Genomic DNA, 21,100 nt, shown 5'->3' on the forward strand with positions numbered 1-21,100 from the left:
GTTATAATTAAAAATTAATTGTTTGCCAACCATGAAAATTACTCAATCCCTCCACGCCGCCCTAGTTATCTCGAATATCGAAAAATCCGAACAATTTTATAGCAAAGTTTTAGGACTGGAAAAAATCGATCGAGAATTAAAATTTCCTGGAATCTGGTATCAAATCGGCGACTTCCAACTTCATCTAATTTTAGCAGCAACAATTATACCAGATGCCATAGATTCCCAAAAATTGGGACGCAACCGACATCTGGCATTTTCTGTGGCAAACTTAGAGGAGGCAAAACAACAATTAAGAGCCAGCAACTGCCCGGTGCAAATGAGTGCGTCAGGTCGATCGGCATTATTTACCCAAGATCCCGACGGTAACATCATCGAACTCAGCGAGTAACAGATGAAAATCATCGCCTATTCATACAGCGAACCGCTGCTAGAATCCACGCCAGCAGCCGAAATTTGGGGCCAAGAGGTCGATCGCACCTATCAAGACTTAGGAGGGCGCCAGCAACTCCAGCAACTCCTCAAAGACTGCCAAACAGAACCAGTCAAATACCTGTTAATTCAGCGCCTTGAAGAACTCGGCGACACAGTACAGCAAGTGTGCACCCACCTAGAACAACTAGAAACCCTCGGCATCCAACTAATTGTCACAGACGAAAAACAAACCGAAAACAGAGCAAACTTACTCAAACTCCTCGCAGAAGTCCAGCGCAGCCAACAAAGCCGCAGCATTCGCAAAGGACACGCCCGCAACCGCATCAAATCCCTTCCCCCACCCGGAAAAGCCCCCTACGGTTATCGGCGCGGCAAAGATAAATATGCGATCGACAAAACCGCCTCCCCCGCCGTCAAAGACTTTTTTGAACACTTCCTCATCTACGGTTCCCTGCGCGGTTCCGTGCGCCATTTAGCCAAGAAATACAACAAAAAAATCTCCGTCAGCACAGGCCGCCGCTGGCTGACAAATCCCGCCTACCGAGGCGATTTAGAATATCAAAACGGCCAAGTAATTTCTAACACCCACGTCCCGATAATTTCCAGAGAAGAAGCCGCCCAAATAGACAGATTGCTGCGGCGCAACCGTAGCCTTGCTCCCCGCAGCGCCAGCGCCCCGCGTTCCCTCGCAGGATTAGCAATTTGCGCCGAGTGCAAATCGCCCATGACAGTTGCCAAAGTCACAGCCTACCGCAAAGAAAAAGAATACCTTTATTTGCGACCGATTAACTGTCTCCAGCAGCCTAAATGCAGCGGCATTTCCTACGAAGAAGTATTGCAATCAACCATAGCAGGAATTTGTCGGGATTTGCCCAATGCTGTTGCTGGCTTGCAAATGCCGGAGATGAAGGGAATTAAAGCAGGAATTGCCGGGGCTATCTGCTCGAAACAACAAATCTTAGAGCAACTTCCCGCCATGATTGAAAGCGGCATTTTAGACACAGAAACAGCAGAATTGAGAGCCTACAAAATCCGCACAGAAATTGCAGAACTCCAAAGCAAATTAGCGCAACTGCCGCCAGTGAATTTGCGAGAAACAGCGCAAACTGTTTCTCTTCCCCAATTTTGGCTGGACTTGTCGGAATCGGAACGCAGGTTCTATTTTCGAGAGTTTATCGATCGCATTGAGATAGTCCGGGAAAAATCCCAGGTAAAACTGCAAATTATTTTCATTTTTTAATTACCCAAACCATTAATTTTATAGCATTTTTTTCTTCCTTCTTCCTTCTTTCTTCTTCCTTCTTCCTTCCGATCTAACTTACCAATTAGCTTGAAATAACTTTTTTAGCCTTGAGCCAATAGGCGATCATATCTCCTTTCCCTTTAAGCAGAATTGCGCCCCGTTCCTCAAATAAATATCCATCTTTTAACTGTTCGTAAACAGCCGCAGTAACTTGAATATACCCCGGCAATCCTTGACATTCCATCCGAGAAGCAACATTAACAGTATCCCCCCACAAGTCATAGATAAATTTTTTAGTGCCAATTACGCCAGCAACTACTGGGCCTGTATGAATCCCAATCCGAATTTGAAGTGGTTCGCCTGTGTCGGTTTGAAAATCTGCGATCGCCTCCTGCATATCCAAAGCCATATTTGCGATCGCCTCAGCATGATCTGCCCTCGGCACCGGCAACCCCCCCGCTACCATATAAGCATCTCCAATTGTTTTAATTTTCTCCAAACCGTGTTTTTCAGTTAATTGGTCAAACTTGGAAAAAATCTTATTGAGAAAATCCACTAATTCTAAGGGTGAAATTCTCGCAGCAAGAGACGTAAAATCGACAATATCAGCAAAGAGGACTGTTGCTGACTCAAACCTCTCAGCAGGAGAACCCTCGCCCTTTTTCAAATTTTCAACAATCGCTGCTGGTAAAATATTCAGCAATAAATGATCCGACTTTTTTTGAGCAAGCCGTAAAGCTAGCTCAACCCCCTGCCGCTCTTTAATTTCGTTTTGCAAACGTTCGACAAGTCCTTCTAATTGCTTCGTTTGCTCTTGAAGTAGCTTTTGCTGACTTTGAATTGTCAACTGACTTGCCACTCGTGCCAATACTTCTTTATCTTGAAAAGGTTTAGTAATATAGTCAACTGCTCCCACATCAAAGGCTTTCACCTTATCTAAAACGTCATCTAAGGCGCTTAAAAAAATCACTGGAATGGAACTGGTTTTTGGTGAAGCTTTCAACTGTGCACACACCTCATATCCATTCATCTCTGGCATCATCACGTCCAGCAGAATTAGAGTCGGCGGAAACTCCTGCACTGTAGCGATCGCCCTTTGTCCGTTCAGCGCTTTACGAACCTGATACCCTTGTGTGGTCAAAATTGTAGATAAAAGCCGCACGTTATCTGGCTTATCATCAACTATTAGAATGTTGGCGGAAATTATAGGACATTGATTGCTGTTCATGTGAGCGTTCACGGTATTTTTTTAATACAAAATATATTAACACTGACGTGCCGTAACTGCCGATTTAGCTAGCTCTATAATATCGTCAAATAGGAAATTATGCGCTAAATTAGTTAAATATTGTGAGGCAGAAGCAAATTCTCTAGGCATTTCCTCTATCAAGCTAAAAATTTTATCATCGCAACATTCATAAGCAGCATTATATATCTTCTCCACCCACTCAACAGGCATTTGACAGAGTTGTGATTCTACAGATTGATTGCTAAAAACTCCGCTAATTTCGCTTTCATTTTCTAGTTTTGTATCAACAGGTTCCTCGTAAATGTAGCGTACTCCTAAAAGTTCTGCGATTTTTGCAAATAATATTTTTGCCTCAAAAGGTTTACGCATGAAATCATTGCAACCTGCTGCCAAAATAGTTTTTCTATCCTCTTCAAAAGCGCTCGCAGTGAGAGCAACAATCACCGTTTCTTTTCCAAGAGGATGAGATTTAATGTGTGTGGTGGCTTCATAGCCATTCATCACCGGCATTTGCATATCCATCCAAATCAGGTGTGGCTGCCAATCCTCCCATATAGCAACAGCCTCTTGACCATTTCTAGCTTCTCGCACGACTAGGCCTAATGGTGACAATAATCTATCTATAACTAGACAATTATCGGCGCGATCGTCAACCACCAAAATGCGATATTCTGGTTGATTGGGTTCTAAACCAATTACTTTTTTATGTGGTTTTAGCATTTTAACATCGGTAGGAGCGGCTAGGCTGATTTGAATATCAAAGGCAAATTTACTGCCCAACCCAATCATACTGTTTACAGTAATATCTCCTCCCATCATTTCTACAAATTTGCGACTAATTGGTAAGCCTAACCCAGTCCCCTGTTGAGATTGCTGACCTGTTTTTGTTTGCTCAAAGGGTGCAAATAACTTATCCATTTCTTCTGCGGCAATGCCAAGCCCAGTATCTTCAATTTCAAACTGAAGGCGTAAAAATACCGGGCGAATGGAATTCGCGTCTACACAATCAAAGTCCGCCTGCGGGGACTGATCGCAACCCGCGTCGGCGGGTTTTGTTTGTGTGCCCGTAAACTCTGCGGTTTTAACCGCCAAGCTTTCTTCTACCTTCATTTTCACTCGCAAGGTAACGCTACCCGTCTCTGTAAACTTGATCGCATTTCCTAATAAATTAATCAAAACTTGGCGCAATTTGCCTTCATCTCCATTGACAAAGTGCGGTACGCCATCAGCCACTTCAAAAATTAGCTGCAATTTTTGAGATTTTGCTTTCAAGCGGAACATCTCTTCCAAGGTTTCTAGTAAGCGGATTAAATTGAAACTGCTTTCATTAAGCTGACTTCTGCCTGCTTCAATTTTAGACATTTCCAAAATGTCATTAATTAGCGACAGCAAATGTTCCCCAGCGCGATTAATAATTTCTAGGTGTTGCTGGTGTTGATTGTTGAGAGATGAATCGCGCACCATCACCTGACTAAATCCCAGAATTGCATTCAAGGGAGTACGCAATTCGTGGCTCATAGAAGAAAGAAATTCACTTTTGGCGAGGTTAGCAGCATCAGCAACCACAACAGCTTTTTGCAGCGCTACTTCTGCCAACTTGCGCTCGGTAATTTCAGTTTTCGCTTGTTCAAACAGGGTGCATTGCTGGATGGCGATCGCTAGCTGTACGGAAATTTGCTTGAGAGATTCTATCTCAGAAGAGTGCCACTGCCTTTGACTGCGGCAGTGATGAGCAATGAGTAGCCCCCATAATTTTTCACCTTGCAAAATGGGAACCACGAGGTTAGCTTTAATTTCAAACTGGCTGAGTAAATTAATGTGGCACTCTGAAATACCAGCCGTATAAATATTATCGATCGCGCGAATGTGTCCCTGCTCGTAAACAGAAACGTAACGTTCCCGAAAACAAGGGTCATTAATGTCAATTCCGTGAATTGGCATCACACCCCCTGCTACCGATTCGACAGCTATAAATCCGCTCCAATCTGGGTTGAATTGGTAAATAACTGTCCTATCAGTTGACAAAAACTGGCGCACTTCTTCCACAGCCATTGTCATAACTTCTTCTAGGTTAAGAGAAGAGCGAATCCGCTCTTGAATGGAATTCACCAGTCGCTCCCTTTTTAGTTGCTGCTGCAAAGCTGCTTCTGCCTGTTTGCGAGCAGTAATATCTACTCCATAACCAACACACTCCACAGGTATGCCAGCAGCATCTTTGACCAACTTAACTTCATCGTAAATCCAGCGATAACTACCGTCTTTGTGCCGTTCGCGGTATTCGTAGGAAATCCATTCTTTTTCCAATATCTGAGCGAATGCAGTATCTACAGTTTTTCGATCTTCCGGGTGAACGAGGCTGCGCCAATCAAGGGAACCTTCAAAAAAATCTTGCGCTTCGTAGCCAATCAATGAAATAATGTTTTCGCTGACAAATGTTACGTCATAATTTTCCCCTAATTTGCAGCTAAAAATAACTGCTGGAGTAGTAGCCAATAAATATTGCAAGCGTTCGGTAACAGAGCGCAAATTTAACTCGGCTTGCTGGCGCTCGCGAGCTTCCATTGCTAAGCAAGTATTGGTTTCTGTCAACTGTGCGGTACGCTCTTGCACTTTAAGTTCTAAATCTTCATAGGCGCAGCGCAGAGCTAATTCTGCCTCTTCGCGCACGGCGATTTCCCGCTGTAATTTGATATTAATTACTTCTAATTCTTGAGGGGTTTTTAATGATAAAAACTGGGGGATTAGCCCGAACAGCGTTCCAGCAGTGTAGCAGGAAACGAGGCCAGTAATTCCTTTTTCAATCCCCGACAGCCAATAAGCGGAATGCCACAGCGTCCAAATGTCTATCAAGTGACCAGTACCGCAAAGAACAATAAATGTACTAAATAAAGCAAATATTCCTGAGAAGGGAACGTCGCGTCGCTTCAAAATAAAATAAATTAGCATCGCCGGAATTGAATAGTAGGCGAGCGCGATTAAAAAGTCGCCGGTTACGTGCAGCCACACCAAAGGCGTTTGCCACAGATAGCAGTGACCGTGCGGCATATACTGAGTTGGAGAAAAAATATTTTTGAGTAATTCCCACATAATACTTGTTATTGGCAGATAATATGGATTTGATGATGCCTAAGTTAGGCAAAAAATAAAATAAACCGAAAATTGTATGTAGCTGGATTCAGCATTATTTATTAACGCCTCAACCCAGCTTGTTCATAACAGCTTGCTTCTGCACTAGGTGGCGCTCGCCAAATTGCGATCGCCAAGGAATTTCAATGATAAACTCAGTACCTCTCCCAACCTCGGAAGTGCAGCGCAAATAACCTTCATGGGCTTGAATAATCTGATAAGAAATCGCCAAACCCAGCCCGGTACCAGCACCGATAGGTTTCGTTGTATAAAATGGATCGTAAATTTTAGCGATCGCATCATAATCTATGCCAGTGCCATTATCAGCAATGTGAATCTGCACCCACTTGCCATCAACTAAAAGCGTGCGGATGCGAATTTTTAGCAGTGGGCAATGGGCATTTTGTAAGTTGTCAGATAAATTATTTTCCCAATAGCCGTTGGTCAAATCTCCCTGCTGTGCCATCTGTTCTAAAGCATCAATAGCATTAGAACAAATATTCATAAATACTTGGTTAAGCTGCCCAGCGTAGCATTCCAATAGTGGCAAATCTCCATACTCTTTAATCACTTGAATCGGCGGACGGTTTGGTTGTTCTTTCAAGCGGTGCTGCAAAATCATTAAAGTGCTATCGAGTCCTTCATGAATATTTACCTTTTTCATGTCGGCTTCGTCTAACCGGGAGAAAGTTCGTAAAGATTTAACAATTTCCCTAATTCGCTCTGCTCCAATTCTGATTGAACCAAAAAGTTTTTGCAAGTCTTTTAAAATAAAATCGAGTTCGATAGTGTGAATTTTGTCTGCAATTTCCGGCGCAGGAGTGGGGTAATAAACTTGATAAGCCTTAATCAATTCCAAAATATCTTTAATGTATTCCTCCGCCGGAATCAGATTGCCATAAATGAAGTTAACAGGGTTATTGATTTCGTGAGCAACGCCAGCTACCATTTGTCCCAAAGAGGACATTTTTTCAGTTTGCACAAGTTGAGTTTGGGCGCCTTTGAGTTGTTGCAGAGTCTTTTCTAGCTGCTGAGTTTGTTCGAGCAGTTTAGCTTCCGAGTGCCGCAATGAATTTTCAGCCAAGGAGCGATCGCGATTTTCTTGTAGCAAAAGTTCATTGGTTGATTCTAAAGCCAGCGTCCTCTCCAGAACCCGTTTTTCCAATTCCAGCATTAATTCTGAGAGTGCTTCCTGAGCTTGTTTGCGATCGCCAACCTCATTTTGTAAAGCCAAATTGGCCGCCGCCAATTGATCGGGACTGGGGATAGCCAAGATTTTTGGGATTAGTTCCACCAGCACTGCTGCTGTACATAGCGAAATCAGCGCCGTAATCCCTTTAAGAAAACCAGAGAACCAATAATTAGGATGCCACAGCGTCCATATTTCCATAATATGGGTAATGCCGCAGCAGACAATAAAAGAGCCAAACAACATGAAAATCCAGTCAAAAGGCACGTCTTTCCGCTTCTTGACAATATAAATCAGCGTGATGGGTATCAAAAAATAAGCGGTGGCAATCAAGGCATCGGACAAAATGTGCAGCCCCACTAATCCAGGCTTCCACAAGTAGCAATGACCGTGAGGAATAAAATAATTTGGGAACATTTTATGAACCATTTGCATCTAATCAACTCGGTTATTTGCTAATATTGGTAGTCCTATTTAGGTAAGGATGGATATAGCTCTTTTCCTGTATGTAAGGCTTTCAGAGCTTGGAGCCAACCTTACAGACCTGAAGTATCCTGGCTTTTTTAATGTATTTGCAGCTACAAAGCCAAGACATTAACGAAATAATCAGCACTTTGAACCCTGTCCTGAGCAGATACTTGGATCTTTCTACATGGTAGTAAATCAATGAACTCCAGACTGCCAAGGAATTTCAACCATCCTTACCTTTAGGGCACTACCCTAATATTTTGTATAGGGATTACAGGAGGAGTGTCAAACCTGCTGGCACAAAAAGAAGAATTAGGCTTTTAAACTTAACACTTGTGATGAGTAGATACAGCGATCTGAAACTACCTTTAATTAAATTAACATCAATCCACTAAGCTTTAGCAAGGTCAACTGTCACATTTTTAATTGTTGCTTTACGACCAAATGTGACACCTGCATGACATTTTGGCGAATTCGCTTTGAAAAACTGAGCACTGCTACCTGAAAGGGAACTCAGCCAACGCCTCTTGAAATTGGGTTATGGCGCTCAGCATAGGTGTCAACTTAAGTCTAGATCCCCCCTAGCCCCCCTTAAGAAGGGGGGAACCGGAAGTTATCAAAGTCCCCCTTCTTAAGGGGGATTTAGGGAGATCTCGCCAGAGGATAAAAGCGAGATGTCTCAGGTTTCATACTTAAGTTGACACGCCTTTGGGCGCTCAGTGACCAGTAAATCCTTTATTGATATTGGTGCGCCGCGGTGAGATTTAACGGATTTGACCTGTTATTCCCTGAGAAATGTAGGTACAGGCTGGCGTCGCAATCCAATAGGCGATCGGCTTTACAGTCAATCATAAGTGATAATATCAACGATATACTTACTTATAATTGCAAATTATGACGATAGATGAGGTAATACAGCTAACTCGTGCCCGATCGCAAAAAGACTTACATCCCGTACAAGAAATCATACTCCGCCAAGTTTGGGAAGGAAAGACTTATACAAGCATCGCATCTGCCTCTCATTACGGAGAGCATTACCTGAGAAACATCGCCTCCGGTTTGTGGCAATTTCTCTCTGAAATCTTGCAGACACCTATTAGTAAATCAAATTTTCGCTCCTCTCTAGAATCGCGTTCCTTGACTGCGAAGGAACAAAAATTAATTGAAGAATTCACCCGCAGCCAATGCCTAGTAACACCTTTAGAATATCCCGGCTCTCCCGTACCCCTCGGTTCGCCATTTTATATTCCTCACCCGCTAATTCAAAAACTCGCGTATCAAGAAATTGCCAAACCTGGAAGTGTTCTGCGGATTAAAGCTCCCAGGAAGATGGGTAAAAGTTCCCTCCTGCTACGGATTTTAGATCGCGCTAATTCTCTTGGCTGCCGAACTGTAAGTTTGGATTTTCAGCAAGCCGAGGAAGCTGTTTTAGACAACCTAGATAAATTTTTACGGTGGTTTTGTGCGAACATCAGCCGTCACCTAGAATTGCCACCTCTATTAGATGATTATTGGGATGAAGATATGGGTAGCAAAGTAAGCTGTACCATTTATTTGCAACAATATATATTAACTGAAATTAATAGCCCTCTGGTTTTAGCTTTAAATGAAGTCAATAGAATTTTTGAGTATCCCAAAATTGCTAGAGAATTTTTGCCACTGCTGCGAAGCTGGCATGAAGAAGCAAAGCGGACTGAAACTTTGGGAAAACTGCGGTTAATCGTCCTTCATTCCACAGAAATTTATATTCCTTTAAAGCTCACTGAATCGCCTTTTAATGTCGGTTTGCCGCTGCAATTGCCCTATTTTACAGAAGAGCAGATACTTGCTTTAGCGCAGCGTTACGGACTGGATTGGACAGATAGCCCCGATGCCAAGCGACTGATGGCAATGGTGGGGGGACATCCTTATCTGGTACGGCTCGCTTTTTACCACCTCTGTCAAAAGGCTATAACGCTAGATCAGCTTCTACAAGAAGCTCCCACAATAGGAGGAATTTATAAAGATTACTTGCGGAGTTTTTGGGTGACATTGCAAGAAGATCCCGAACTCGCAATTGCACTTAAACAAGTCGTAAAATCTGAGCGTGGCGTGGAATTAGATCCGATAGTAGCTTCTAAATTAGTTAGTATGGGTCTGATTAATATCGATAACAACCGCTGTATGCTGAGCTGCGAGTTGTATCGCCTGTATTTTGGTTCCCACAATTTTATTTAAATCGAGGTTTTAGAGTTTATTTGTGTAAGTTATATTAGAATCAAGCGATCGCACCACATCCTCACCTCTCAATAGATTCATTACATACTCACCTTTAAACCAACCTATAAACGGCATGACCAAAATTACATACCAAATTGGCGGCAGTCTCGCCAATGATGCACCTACTTATGTAGTGCGACAAGCAGATTCCGAACTCTATCAAGCCTTAAAAAACGGCGAGTTTTGTTACGTCCTCAACTCGCGACAAATGGGAAAATCTTCCCTATTAGTCCGCACCCAACACCGATTACAAGCAGAAGGCTGCCAATGCAGCACCATTGACATGACCCGCATTGGCAGCGAAAATATTACCCCTTTACAATGGTATAAAGGCATAGTTGGGGAACTTTGGCGCAGCTTCAATCTCTTAGGAAAGATGAACTTAAAAACCTGGTGGCGCGACGAAGAAGATATCTCCCTGCTTCAGAGATTGAGTAATTTTATTGAAGATATCCTACTCGTCAAATTTCCTCAAGATAGAATTTTTATATTTATTGATGAAATTGACAGTATTCTCGGTCTAGATTTCTCCGTTGATGATTTTTTTGCCTTAATCCGGTTTTGCTACAATCAACGAGCGATTAATCCAGAATATAATCGCATTTGTTTTGCAATCTTTGGCGTAGCGACACCGAGCGATTTAATTGCTGATAAAAAACGCACACCTTTTAATATTGGTCGTGCTATAGATTTACGGGGTTTTGAACTGCACGAAGCCCAGCCATTAGTAGAGGGATTGGTAAGTAGAGTGAGTAATCCTCAAACAGTTATCAAACAGATATTGTTTTGGACTTCAGGACAGCCATTTTTAACGCAAAAGCTGTGTAATTTAGCTTATAGAGCCAGCCGGGAAGCGGCGCGAGGCTTAGTAAATATTCCACCAGGAACGGAGGCATTTTGGGTGGATAATTTAGTGCAAAAAAATATTGTTACTAAGTGGGAATCCCAAGATGAACCAGAGCATTTAAAAACAATACGCGATCGCATCCTTCGTAACGAACAGCGTGCTGGTAGATTACTCGGTATCTACCAACAAATTTTGGAATCAGAATCATTTTCAATGGTACTAGGAGGTATTTTAACCGATGATTCTCCAGAACAAATCGAACTATTATTATCAGGATTAGTAGTTAAAGAGAATGGTTATTTGCAGGTAAAAAACAGGATTTATGCTGAAGTTTTTAACCTTGAATGGGTAGAGAAACAATTATGGCAACTGCGCCCTTACTCGCAAACCTTCGATGCTTGGATTGCTTCACAACAAACAGATTATTCGCGGCTATTGCGCGGGCAAGCTTTAAAAGATGCCCAAATCTGGGCGCAAGAAAAAAGCTTGAGCAACCTAGACTATCAATTTTTAGCTGCTAGTGCCGAACTAGACAGGCGAGAAGTTCAACAAGCTTTAGAAGCAGAACGCACTAAAGAAGTTGAAGCACGACTAATAGAGGAACATAAGCGATTAATTCAAGAGAAAACAGCAGCCAAACGACAGAGAAGATTACTATTTGCAGTTAGTATTGCACTGCTGCTTGCCTGTGGTTTAGGAGTAACAAGTTATTTTCAATACCGACGTGCAGCTATTAGCGAACGCGAAGCAAGAATTAGCGAAATTCAAGCGCTGGTTTCTTCTTCTGAGGGACTGTTTGCCTCTAATCGCCGATTGGATGCACTAATAGAAGCGATTAAAGCTAAACGCAGACTGCAAAAGTTAGGCAATACAGACACAAATATTGAACATCAAGTTATCAATGTATTGCGGCAAGCAGTTTATGAAGGCGATGAATACAACCGTTTATCGGGACATAAAGCGGCGGTGATGACTGTCGATATTAGTCCTGACAGTAAGCTAATTGCCTCTGGAAGTGTAGATAAAACTATCAAACTGTGGGGGAGGGATGGTACAGAAGTGGCAACCCTCAAAGGTCATCAGGCGATCGTGAGATCGGTTAAATTTAGCCCTGATGGTCAGTTAATTGCTTCTGGAAGTGATGATGGTACTGTGAAATTATGGCAAAAAGACGGCACGTTGTTAAAAACTTTTCAAGGTCACAGTGCTGGCATTTGGCTAGTAGCATTTAGCCCCGATGGTCAAACTATTGCCTCTGCTAGTGTGGACACAACTGTAAAACTTTGGCAAAAAGACGGAAGTTTGCTGAAAACTCTCCAAGGTCATACTGCTGGGGTATCCTCAGTAGCATTTAGTCCCGATGGTGAAACGATTGCCTCTGCCAGTGGAGACAAAACGGTAAAACTTTGGCACAAAAACGGCACTTTGCTAAGAACTCTTCAGGGTCATACTGCTGTGGTATCCTCAGTAGCGTTTAGTCCCGATGGTCAAACTATTGCCTCTGCCAGTGGAGACAAAACGATAAAACTTTGGAATAAAAACGGCACTTTGCTAAGAACTTTTCAGGGTCATACTGCTGTAATATCAGCCGTTGTGTTTAGTCCAGACGGTCAAATTATCGCCTCAGCAAGTCGAGATAAAACGGTAAAAGTTTGGAATATTGACGGCACAGAATTGATGACATTTAGAGGTCATAGTGCTGGGATTTGGGGGATAGCTTGGAGTCCTGACGGCAGCTTTATTGCTTCGGCGGGTGCAGAAAATAGCGTCATATTATGGCGAAGTCAAAATCCATTGCGTAAGATGATTACTGCACATAAAGCTGGGATTTGGGCTTTAGATATTAGTGCTGATAGTTCTACAATTGCCACAGGTAGCGAGGATGGCACGACTAAAATTTGGAGTCGGCAAGGTAAATTGGTAGCAACTTTGAGCGAACAAGATGCTGCGATTTATGCAGTTGCTCTGAGTCACGACAATCAGTTAATTGCTTTTGCGAAAAACGATAATATTGTGAATATCTGGGATCGTAAAGGCGTTTTGCGGGAAAGTTTTGTAGGTCATAGCGCTAGACTGACTGGATTAGCTTTCAGTCCTGACGATCGCACGATCGCATCCGCAAGTCAAGATAATACGATTAAGCTTTGGCGGCATAACAGCATTTGTAGGGGGGAAACATCCGCCGCCAAATCTCTAGGCAACACCAATAGATGCGCCCCTATCACCCTCATAGGACATCATACTCCTATTTGGCAGGTAGTATTTAGCCCCGACGGTCAATTAATTGCCTCCGCAGGGGGAGATGGTACTGTAAAGTTATGGAAGCTTGATGGTACGTTAGCGAGAACTTTCCGAGGTCATCAAGCTGCGGTATGGAGAGTGGCATTTAGCCCTGACGGTAAGATGGTCGCTTCTGGCAGTGGGGATAATACGATTAAGCTTTGGACTATTGATGGCAAGTTGTTAAGAACTATTGAAGGTCATCAAGCTGCGGTATGGGGAGTGGCGTTTAGTCCTGATGGTCAAATGATTGCTTCTGGCAGTGTGGATAATACAGTAAAGCTTTGGAAACTTGACGGTACGGAATTAACAACTCTCAGAGGTCACAGTGCGGCGATTAGGGGAGTGGCTTATAGTTCTGATGGGACGTTTGTGGCTTCCGTTAGTGAGGATAACACGCTGATTCTGTGGAATGTGCAGCGAATTCTGAGTCTGGATTTATGGAGTTATGGGTGCGATCGCGTGGGGGATTATTTGCGGGTGAATGCGGAGGTGGAAAAGGGCGATCGCTTATTGTGCTCGCGCAACTGAGATGCTCCCGTCCCCGCATAGCACAGGTTAAAGAAGCTGTGCTATGCGGGGACGGGAACACTACAAAAGCAAAACTGAGATGCTCCCCCTTCGAGTTTCACACCCGAAGCGGTTAAAACCAATTTTTTATGAGGCTGCACATATCTCGATCCCCCCTAGCCCCCCTTAATAAGGGGGGGACAAGAATGCTCTCAAAGTCTCCCTTGCTTTCGGGGGATTTAGGGGGATCGAGATATGTGCAACTTCACGTTAAATTGGTATAAAACCGCCGCATGATACGCCGAAGCATAAAAGGGGTCACTACAGAGTAATGAAATCGCTAGCGGTGAGAGTACCGGGTGCTACACCGTTAAGCTTAGCTAACAATTGATTAGTTCCAGTCACACTAATCAAAGTTTGATTGTTGCTAGACGTAATACTGAGTTGATTGAAACTCAAACTGGGATTCAACCCAATTAAATCCTCGCCCTTGTGGAAATCAGTAATGATATCGCTACCCAAACCTTGATTTAGCAGAAATACATCATTTCCCGAACCTCCAGTCAATGTATCGTCCCCAACATCCCCGGAAAGGAAATCGGAACCGCTGCCACCGCTGAGAATATCATTACCTTTGCCGCCGTAAAGCGTATCGTTACCAATGTCGCCGCAGAGTACATCATTCTCATTGTTGCCGAACAGCAAATCATTGCCCTCGCCGCCATCGAGACTGTCGTTTTCTTTGCCTCCGTAAAGCGTATCATTTCCCGACCCGCCAAAAATCAGGTCTGTACCTTCATTGCCAAACACAATATCGTTGCCATTCCCAGCATTAATTGTGTCATTTCCCAAGTTGCCTAAAATGTAGTCGTCGCCATCTTCACCCAGCAAAATATCGTCATCTTTGCCGCCAAAAATGGTATCGTTGCCAACGCCACCAGCAACAGTATCTTTGCCGATATCTCCCCTCAAAAAGTCGTCGCCATCTCCGCCAACAACAGTGTCATTGTCTTTGCCGCCGTAGATGGTATCGTTGCCAGCGTCGCCAGAGATGAAATCGCTGCCTTCATTGCCGAAGATTGAGTCGTTATCTGCACCGCCTTGAATGTTGTCATTGCCGCCCATGCCGTAGAGAGTATCGTTGCCGGCTTGTCCGTTAATTGAGTCGTTGATGTTACCGCCCATGATGAAATCGGTAGTGTCGCCGCCGTTGATAGTTTGTTGGACGGGGTTGGGGGTGATGGCAGCAGAGTCGAAATCTGGGGCGGTCAGGTCATCTAGCAGGCAATCATCTTTGTCGGGTGTGGGTGTCGGAGTTGGTACAGGTATCGGAGTCGGAGTCGGTGCAGGTATCGGAGTCGGAGTCGGTGCAGGTGTTGGAGTTGGAGTTGGAGTTGGAGTTGGAGTTGGAGTTGGAGTTGGAGTCGGAGTTGGTGTGGGAGTCGGTGTCGGCGTGACTGTAGTTGTGAATTCAAAAGCGCCGATATCGACGATCGCACTTCCGTTACCATCACCATCAGCCGGGCGAGTCACACCGCGCTGATCCTTAGCTGGCGCACCCGCACCAGTACCTGTGTCAATGGCAGGACTTCCGACTAGCAGCGGCAGCACGAAAGCGCCGTTAATATTTTGCAAAGGGCCGAGTTTCGGATCTGCGATCGTAATACTTGCCGTCGCATTATTGTCATTAGGATCGCCCGTCGTCAGTTTAGCAGGAAATTGCAGATTATTTCCCCCGTCAATTAGTGCCCTTCCAGTTTGGTATTTAACTTTAAAAGGATTGCCAGCCGTATTGCTATCAAAAATCGAATTCTTGACAGTAATTGGCTGATTTCCAAAAGTCGCAATACCGCCAGAATACTCTCCAGCAGTGTTCTTGGCTAAAGTCGAGTTGACAATGTTAGTGGAAAAGGAATCTCTGTTGCCGACAACTATTCCCCCGCCCTGTTTAGCAGCGGTATTGCCGGAAAACGTACTGTTTACAATGCTGACATTTCCATCTTCTCCTATCCACAAACCGCCACCGTTATCATCCGCTGTGTTGTTGGCAAAAGTGGTATTTGTTACTGTCAAATCAACATTTCCGTGGCGGACTCCGCCGCCGGAACCTCCTTGGCCTGCTGCATTTTTGATAGCCTTGTTGTTAACAAAAGTGCTATTTTCCAAAACTACTTTGTCTTGGTTGTAACCAAACAAAAAGGATCCACCTCCTTCTCCTGTCCCGATATTGCCGTCAAAAGTGCTGCCTCGGATGATAATATTGCCAGCAACAGGGCCCGGAGTTGCATTGGGGCCCGAAGCATTAGCGCCATCGACGTAAACCGCCCCGCCAGGGCCTTTATCTGTGCGGTTGCCAGTGAATTTAGAGTTTTCGATCGTCATGCTGCCCAACAGGTTATTCACAGCCCCGCCGTAGCTGCCTTTGTTGTTGGTAAATTCGCTATCTCTGATATTCAGAACACCGCCGCTTTTAGTAGCGATCGCCCCGCCGCCGCGTTCGGTATTGCTAGCCAAAGAACCGTCATTGCCACTAAACTTGCTGTTAATTACTGTTGTGGTGCTGCGAAAACCCGTGTAAATTCCGCCGCCGAAACCGGCAACATTATTGTTGACTTGGCAATTTTCTAAAGTTAAAGTGCTGTTACCGCCAGTTTGAATGCCGCCGCCGCTGCTAGTTGTCTCGTTATTGGGATCGGTTCCCGAAACTTTGCCATTGGCAACAATCAGGTTTTTTAGAGTAACATTTGTTGAACCTTCGGTGAGGATTACCCGCGAAGTGTTGTTGCCACTGATGGTTAAATTACTAGCACTAATTGCATCAATTGTCAAGTTTTTGTTGATGACAAGTTGACCGGAAGTCAGAGTAATTGTTTGATTGGCAAGAGTGGAGGCAAATTGAATGGTGTCGCCGGCTGCTGCGGAGGCGATCGCACTTCTCAAGGAACCGGGCCCGCTATCATTACTGTTGGTAACGGTAACAGTCGCTAAAGTCCCTTGGTAATTTGCCATTGCTTCTGGAGTCAACGCTAGCGGTGCTTCAATATCACCCTTGGTAAACTCCAAATTCCAGTTACCACCGCGGCCAGTGCGATCGCTAGATGCCGCAATATCAGCCCCGGTTAACTCCGAAAGGCGATCGACAAAATCGCTTCCATCACCCGCAGCCACATCGCAACCATAAAGCATGATATCAGCTTGGTCGCTCAGTGCAGTGCGCCACCCTTGCAACTGGCTTTCATACTGCGGCAAATTATCGGAATTCAACGTCGCCGAACCTAGCTGCAAACTGCCAGAATTCCCGTGAGAAAAAATGTGAATTTGGTCTACAGTTCCCCCCGCAGCAGCAATTGTTTGCAGTTTCGCAGTAATTTGCTCGACTCCGTTGCTATTTTTATCTAAAATGATTGTCTCAGCATTCCCGATCACGCCCCCCGCCAGGGTTTGATAGTCATCTAAGTCCGAGTCAATGAAGACAAGAGATTTAGAACGAGACTTGCCGAGAACAGACTGTGAATCAATACTGGTAAAAGTTGAGTTCATTTTGCATACCCTATGATCGTGTTTACTATTTGCTGGTAGATTCACCTTCAAGGCAGAAGGATCTCTGATGCTGCCTTCACTCGGTCGAATTAAAACCTCCGCGATAAATCGGGGGATTTCAATTAAGAAGAAAACCAGGTTTTCCTCGATGATTTAAATTCGTGAAGTGCATCAAAATTCAAATTCTGGTAGGTGGCAATTGCTGTTATTTCAATTAACCGTAGAGGATGTAATGTCAATCCTGAAAAGAGATGCTGCGGTTCCGAATTACTGAGGATTGATTTAGCGCTGCATACATTCGTCTTACCTAGAACCATAAAATCTGCACTCCTGCTCGGTCAATCTCACCTGGAAAGCGCGATCGCAAAAAGTTCCAAAAAATCCGAAATTTAGGTAACTAACAGTAGGGTGCGTCAGGGAGAAAATCCTTGGTCTTTCGTCAAAACATTCAGCCCTGACGCACCTACAAAAACTAACAGATGTCGTGCCAGTAGTAAGGTGCGCGTTCACACCCTACCAGAGGCAATTAGATTGTTACCTGAGTGAAATCGCTAGCAGCGAGAGTACCGGGTAAACCGTTCAGTTTCGCTAACAATTGATTAGTCCCAGTGACGCTAATCAAAGTTTGATTGTTGCTAGACGTAATACTGAGTTGATTGAAACTCAAACCGGGAGCCAATCCAATTAAATCCTCGCCCTTGCGGAAATCAGTAATGATGTCGCTACCCACACTTTTAGTTAGGAAAAACACATCACTTCCCGAACCGCCAGTCAAAGTATCATCTCCTACATCGCCGGAAAGGAAATCGGAACCAGCACCGCCAATGAGGAGATCGTTACCCTTACCGCCGTAAAGCGTATCATTACCGACGTTGCCCGCAAGCACATCGTTTTCATTGTTACCGAATAGCAAGTCGTTGCCCTCACCGCCAGCGAGACTGTCGTTGTCTTTGCCACCGTAAAGAGTGTCATTTTCCGCCTCACCAAAAATCAGGTCTGCACCTTCATTGCCGAACACAAGATCGTTGCCGTTTCCAGCACTAATTGTGTCATTTCCTAAGTTACCCAAAAGGTAGTCGTCCCCATCTTCACCGAGCAAGATATCGTCATCTTTGCCGCCAAAAATAGTGTCGTTGCCCATACCGCCGGCAACAGTATCTTTGCCGAGATCTCCCATTAACGAGTCGTTGCCATCCCCGCCAACAATAGTGTCATTATCTTTGCCGCCACTGACGGTATCGTTGCCAGCGCCACCTTGGATAAAATCGTTGCCATTATTGCCGAAGAGCAAGTCATTATCCGCACCACCATCAATGTTGTCATTGCCGCCCATGCCGTAGAGAGTGTCGTTACCGGCAAGTCCGTTAATCGACTCGTTGATGCCACCGCCCATGATGAAATCGTCTGTGTTACCGCCGTTGAGAGTTTGTTGGGCGGGGTTGGGGGCGATCGTAGCAGGGTCGAGTTGCGGGGGGTTGAGACCATCCAGCGGGGAACCATCCCCAGCCGGAGTTGGAGTCGGCGCGGGTGTGGGAGTTGGCGCGGGTGTTGGAGTCGGAGTTGGAGTCGGCGCGGGTGTGGGAGTCGGCGCCGGAGTCGGTGTGGGAGTGGGAGTTGGCGCGGGCGTTGGAGTCGGCGCGGGAGTCGGTGTCGGAGTTGGAGTCGGCGCGGGTGTGGGAGTCGGCGCCGGAGTCGGTGTGGGAGTGGGAGTTGGCGCGGGCGTTGGAGTCGGCGCGGGAGTCGGTGTCGGTGTGGGAGTTGGCGCGGGTGTGGGAGTTGGCGCCGGAGTCGGTGTGGGTACGACTGCACTGCTGTATTCAAAAGAGCCACTGTCAACGATCGCACCTGGAATGGTATCGCCATCTTGAGGGCGAGTCACACCACGCTGATCCGCAGCAGGCGCACCACTTGCAACCCCTTTATCAATTGCCGGACTTCCGAGCAGCAGAGGCCTGACGAAAGCGCCGTTGATATTTTGCAGAGGGCCGAGTTTGGCGTCTGCGATCGTCACACTTGCCGTAGCATTGACATCGCTGCCGTCATTGGGGTTTTTTGCAGGCCATTGAAAATTCCCTCCTTGATCGGCGTATTGGGCAGTGACGTGTTGCTGAATTCCCCAAGGGTTTCCTCCGTTAGCCGCTGTATTGTTGGAAAAAATCGTGTTTTTGAGGGTGACATTATTGGCATCGGCGAAGATACCTCCACCAACCCAGCCGGCGCTATTATCGGCGATCGTCGTGTTGACAATAGTTGTAGGTGCACCAAGAGTCATTGCACCGCCGAGTTTGTTGAAATCACCAGCAGCAAACACCGTGGAGTTGCCAGAAAACGTACTGTTAGTAATCGTAGCAGGGGCATTGCTTGTCCACAGACCACCACCTTGATTGTTGGCTTTGTTGCCAGCAAAGGTGGTGTTGGTAATGGTCAATCCCTGGTTGGTGCTGTCGCTCAAATTCGTTACCGCACCACCGTTTCCAGAACCTCCACCGTTGGGTAGCGCCAGAATTTCGTTATTTTGGAAGGTGCTATTTTCCAAAATTACCTTGTCTTGGCTGCCGGTGAACAGATAAGCTGCTCCTCCTTCGCCCCGACCTTTATTGTCTTGAAATACGCTGCCACTAATCCGAATTGTGCCGGAAGCTTCAGTTGTAGAACTAGCTCTGTCTGTGTAAACTGCGCCACCAAAACCCCTTAAAAAGGGATTATCTTGGCCTGTTGCGTAAACGGCTGCGGTGGTGTCGTTGCCGATGAATCGGGAGTTTTCAATTGTTAACTTGCCTTGAAGGCTGTTAATTGCTCCACCATTAATTCCTTTGTTGTTGGTGAAGTCGCTGTTGGTGACAGTAAAAGTTTTGGAGCTCAAAAAGCCGATCGCACCTGCACCGCGTTCGTCATTACCTGCGGTGGCGATGTTGCCGTTAAATTTACTGTTCGATACTGCCAGGGTATTGTTGAAATTACCGAAAATTGCGCCACCACCTTGATCGGCAACGTTGTTATTGAACTGAACGTTGTCTACTGTGAGGCTTACTTCGTCGGTTGTGCCGATCGCGCCACCTGTCCCAGTCGTTTTACCGTTGACAATAGAGAGATTTTTGACGGCAAAATTCGTGGCAGTCACAACGTTTGCATTGACAAAAAAGGCGCGGGATGCGTTATTACCGCTGATGGTTAAACCCGCGGCGGCCGTGCCGTCAATGGTGATATTTTTGCCAGCAGGAATATCGAGTTGACCGCTGGTGAGGGTGATGGTTTGACCAGCCAAACCGGGAGCGAAGGTAATTGTATCACCAGCTACAGCGGAGGCGATCGCAGCCCTTAACGAACCTGCTCCGCTATCGCTATTGTTGGCTACAACGATAGTAGCTAAATCACCTTGGTAATTTGCCATTGCCGAAGACTGTAAAGCTAAAGGAGATTCTATTTGACCCTTAGCAAATTCTAAGTTCCAGTCGCCGTCTTTGCCGGTGATATTGGTAGACGCGGCAACGTCAGCTCCAGTAAATTCACTGAATTTGTTAACGAAATTAGCACCTGTACCTGCTGCTACATCGCAGCCGTACAGCATGATGTCTGCTTGTGGGGCGAGTGAAGTTTGCCACTTTTCCAACTGGCTTTTATATTGCTCGATGTTATCTGAACCCAGAGCGGTATTACCCAGTTGTACGCTGCCAGAACTCCCGTGAGAAATAATGTGAACCGAATCGATCGCCCCATTACTAGAGGCATATTTTCCAATTTCAGAGGTAATTTCTTCGATGCCATTTTTAGTGCGATCGAGTATTACCACCTGCTGTCCTGGCAGCACTCCTGCGGCAATTGACTCGTAATCTTCCACACCAGAATCAATGAAGACTAAGGAACGGGGTGGCAGTTTTTCTAAAGAAAGTTGTGAGTTAACTTGAGCGAACGTAGAACTCATATTTGATACTCCATTATGGGCGTTATTGGTAG

At 45.3% G+C, this 21,100-nt stretch carries 9 protein-coding genes; 4 read left to right on the forward strand and 5 right to left on the reverse strand.

From position 1 onward, the window contains the following. Window positions 1–31: 31 nt before the first annotated feature. The gene (locus tag K4039_RS13795) at window positions 32–391 is read left to right on the forward strand and encodes a VOC family protein (protein WP_265235758.1); all 360 of its coding nucleotides are present in this window, start codon (window positions 32–34) and stop codon (window positions 389–391) included. Window positions 392–394: 3 nt separating this feature from the next. After that, window positions 395–1,675 carry a recombinase family protein gene (locus K4039_RS13800; protein ID WP_265235759.1) on the forward strand — a complete coding sequence of 427 codons (1,281 nt, stop codon included), beginning with the start codon at window positions 395–397 and terminating at the stop codon, window positions 1,673–1,675. Between the two features lie 85 nt (window positions 1,676–1,760). Here K4039_RS13800 and K4039_RS13805 read toward each other — a convergent pair whose 3' ends face one another. The 3 genes from K4039_RS13805 to K4039_RS13815 form a co-directional block, all read right to left on the reverse strand. Continuing rightward, the gene (locus K4039_RS13805; RefSeq protein ID WP_265235760.1) at window positions 1,761–2,906 is read right to left on the reverse strand and encodes an adenylate/guanylate cyclase domain-containing protein; all 1,146 of its coding nucleotides are present in this window, start codon (window positions 2,904–2,906) and stop codon (window positions 1,761–1,763) included. Window positions 2,907–2,942: 36 nt separating this feature from the next. Further along, a complete protein-coding gene (locus tag K4039_RS13810) occupies window positions 2,943–6,014 on the reverse strand; it encodes a response regulator (RefSeq protein WP_265235761.1) in 3,072 nt (1,023 codons plus the stop codon). A 109-nt stretch (window positions 6,015–6,123) separates the two neighbouring features. Continuing rightward, window positions 6,124–7,677, reverse strand: a complete 1,554-nt coding sequence (locus tag K4039_RS13815; RefSeq protein ID WP_265235762.1) for a sensor histidine kinase — start codon at window positions 7,675–7,677, stop codon at window positions 6,124–6,126. A 927-nt stretch (window positions 7,678–8,604) separates the two neighbouring features. On the opposite strand from K4039_RS13815, the gene K4039_RS13820 reads away from it, so the two are divergent. Beyond that, the gene (locus K4039_RS13820) at window positions 8,605–9,927 is read left to right on the forward strand and encodes an AAA-like domain-containing protein (RefSeq protein WP_265235763.1); all 1,323 of its coding nucleotides are present in this window, start codon (window positions 8,605–8,607) and stop codon (window positions 9,925–9,927) included. Window positions 9,928–10,042: 115 nt separating this feature from the next. After that, on the forward strand, window positions 10,043–13,627 hold the full coding sequence (locus tag K4039_RS13825) for an AAA-like domain-containing protein (RefSeq protein ID WP_265235764.1): 3,585 nt from the start codon (window positions 10,043–10,045) through the stop codon (window positions 13,625–13,627). A 300-nt stretch (window positions 13,628–13,927) separates the two neighbouring features. Here K4039_RS13825 and K4039_RS13830 read toward each other — a convergent pair whose 3' ends face one another. Then, entirely contained in the window at window positions 13,928–17,146 is a 3,219-nt protein-coding gene (locus tag K4039_RS13830; protein ID WP_265235765.1) for a DUF4347 domain-containing protein, read from the reverse strand. Window positions 17,147–17,672: 526 nt separating this feature from the next. Beyond that, window positions 17,673–21,068: a DUF4347 domain-containing protein gene (locus K4039_RS13835; RefSeq protein ID WP_265235766.1), complete on the reverse strand. Its 3,396-nt coding sequence runs from the start codon at window positions 21,066–21,068 to the stop codon at window positions 17,673–17,675. Window positions 21,069–21,100 lie beyond the last annotated feature (32 nt).

Origin of the sequence: Lyngbya sp. CCAP 1446/10 (assembly GCF_026130175.1) — a bacterium.
Taxonomy (GTDB): domain Bacteria; phylum Cyanobacteriota; class Cyanobacteriia; order Cyanobacteriales; family Microcoleaceae; genus Microcoleus.

Excerpts from the sequence above, each read along its gene's own strand:
- K4039_RS13815 (WP_265235762.1), bottom strand. The coding sequence starts at position 7,677 with ATGCAAATGGTTCATAAAATGTTCCCAAATTATTTTATTCCTCACGGT.
- K4039_RS13800 (WP_265235759.1), top strand. The coding sequence starts at position 395 with ATGAAAATCATCGCCTATTCATACAGCGAACCGCTGCTAGAATCCACG.
- K4039_RS13820 (WP_265235763.1), top strand. The coding sequence starts at position 8,605 with ATGACGATAGATGAGGTAATACAGCTAACTCGTGCCCGATCGCAAAAA.
- K4039_RS13825 (WP_265235764.1), top strand. The coding sequence starts at position 10,043 with ATGACCAAAATTACATACCAAATTGGCGGCAGTCTCGCCAATGATGCA.
- K4039_RS13810 (WP_265235761.1), bottom strand. The coding sequence starts at position 6,014 with ATGTGGGAATTACTCAAAAATATTTTTTCTCCAACTCAGTATATGCCG.
- K4039_RS13835 (WP_265235766.1), bottom strand. The coding sequence starts at position 21,068 with ATGAGTTCTACGTTCGCTCAAGTTAACTCACAACTTTCTTTAGAAAAA.
- K4039_RS13805 (WP_265235760.1), bottom strand. The coding sequence starts at position 2,906 with ATGAACAGCAATCAATGTCCTATAATTTCCGCCAACATTCTAATAGTT.
- K4039_RS13830 (WP_265235765.1), bottom strand. The coding sequence starts at position 17,146 with ATGAACTCAACTTTTACCAGTATTGATTCACAGTCTGTTCTCGGCAAG.
- K4039_RS13795 (WP_265235758.1), top strand. The coding sequence starts at position 32 with ATGAAAATTACTCAATCCCTCCACGCCGCCCTAGTTATCTCGAATATC.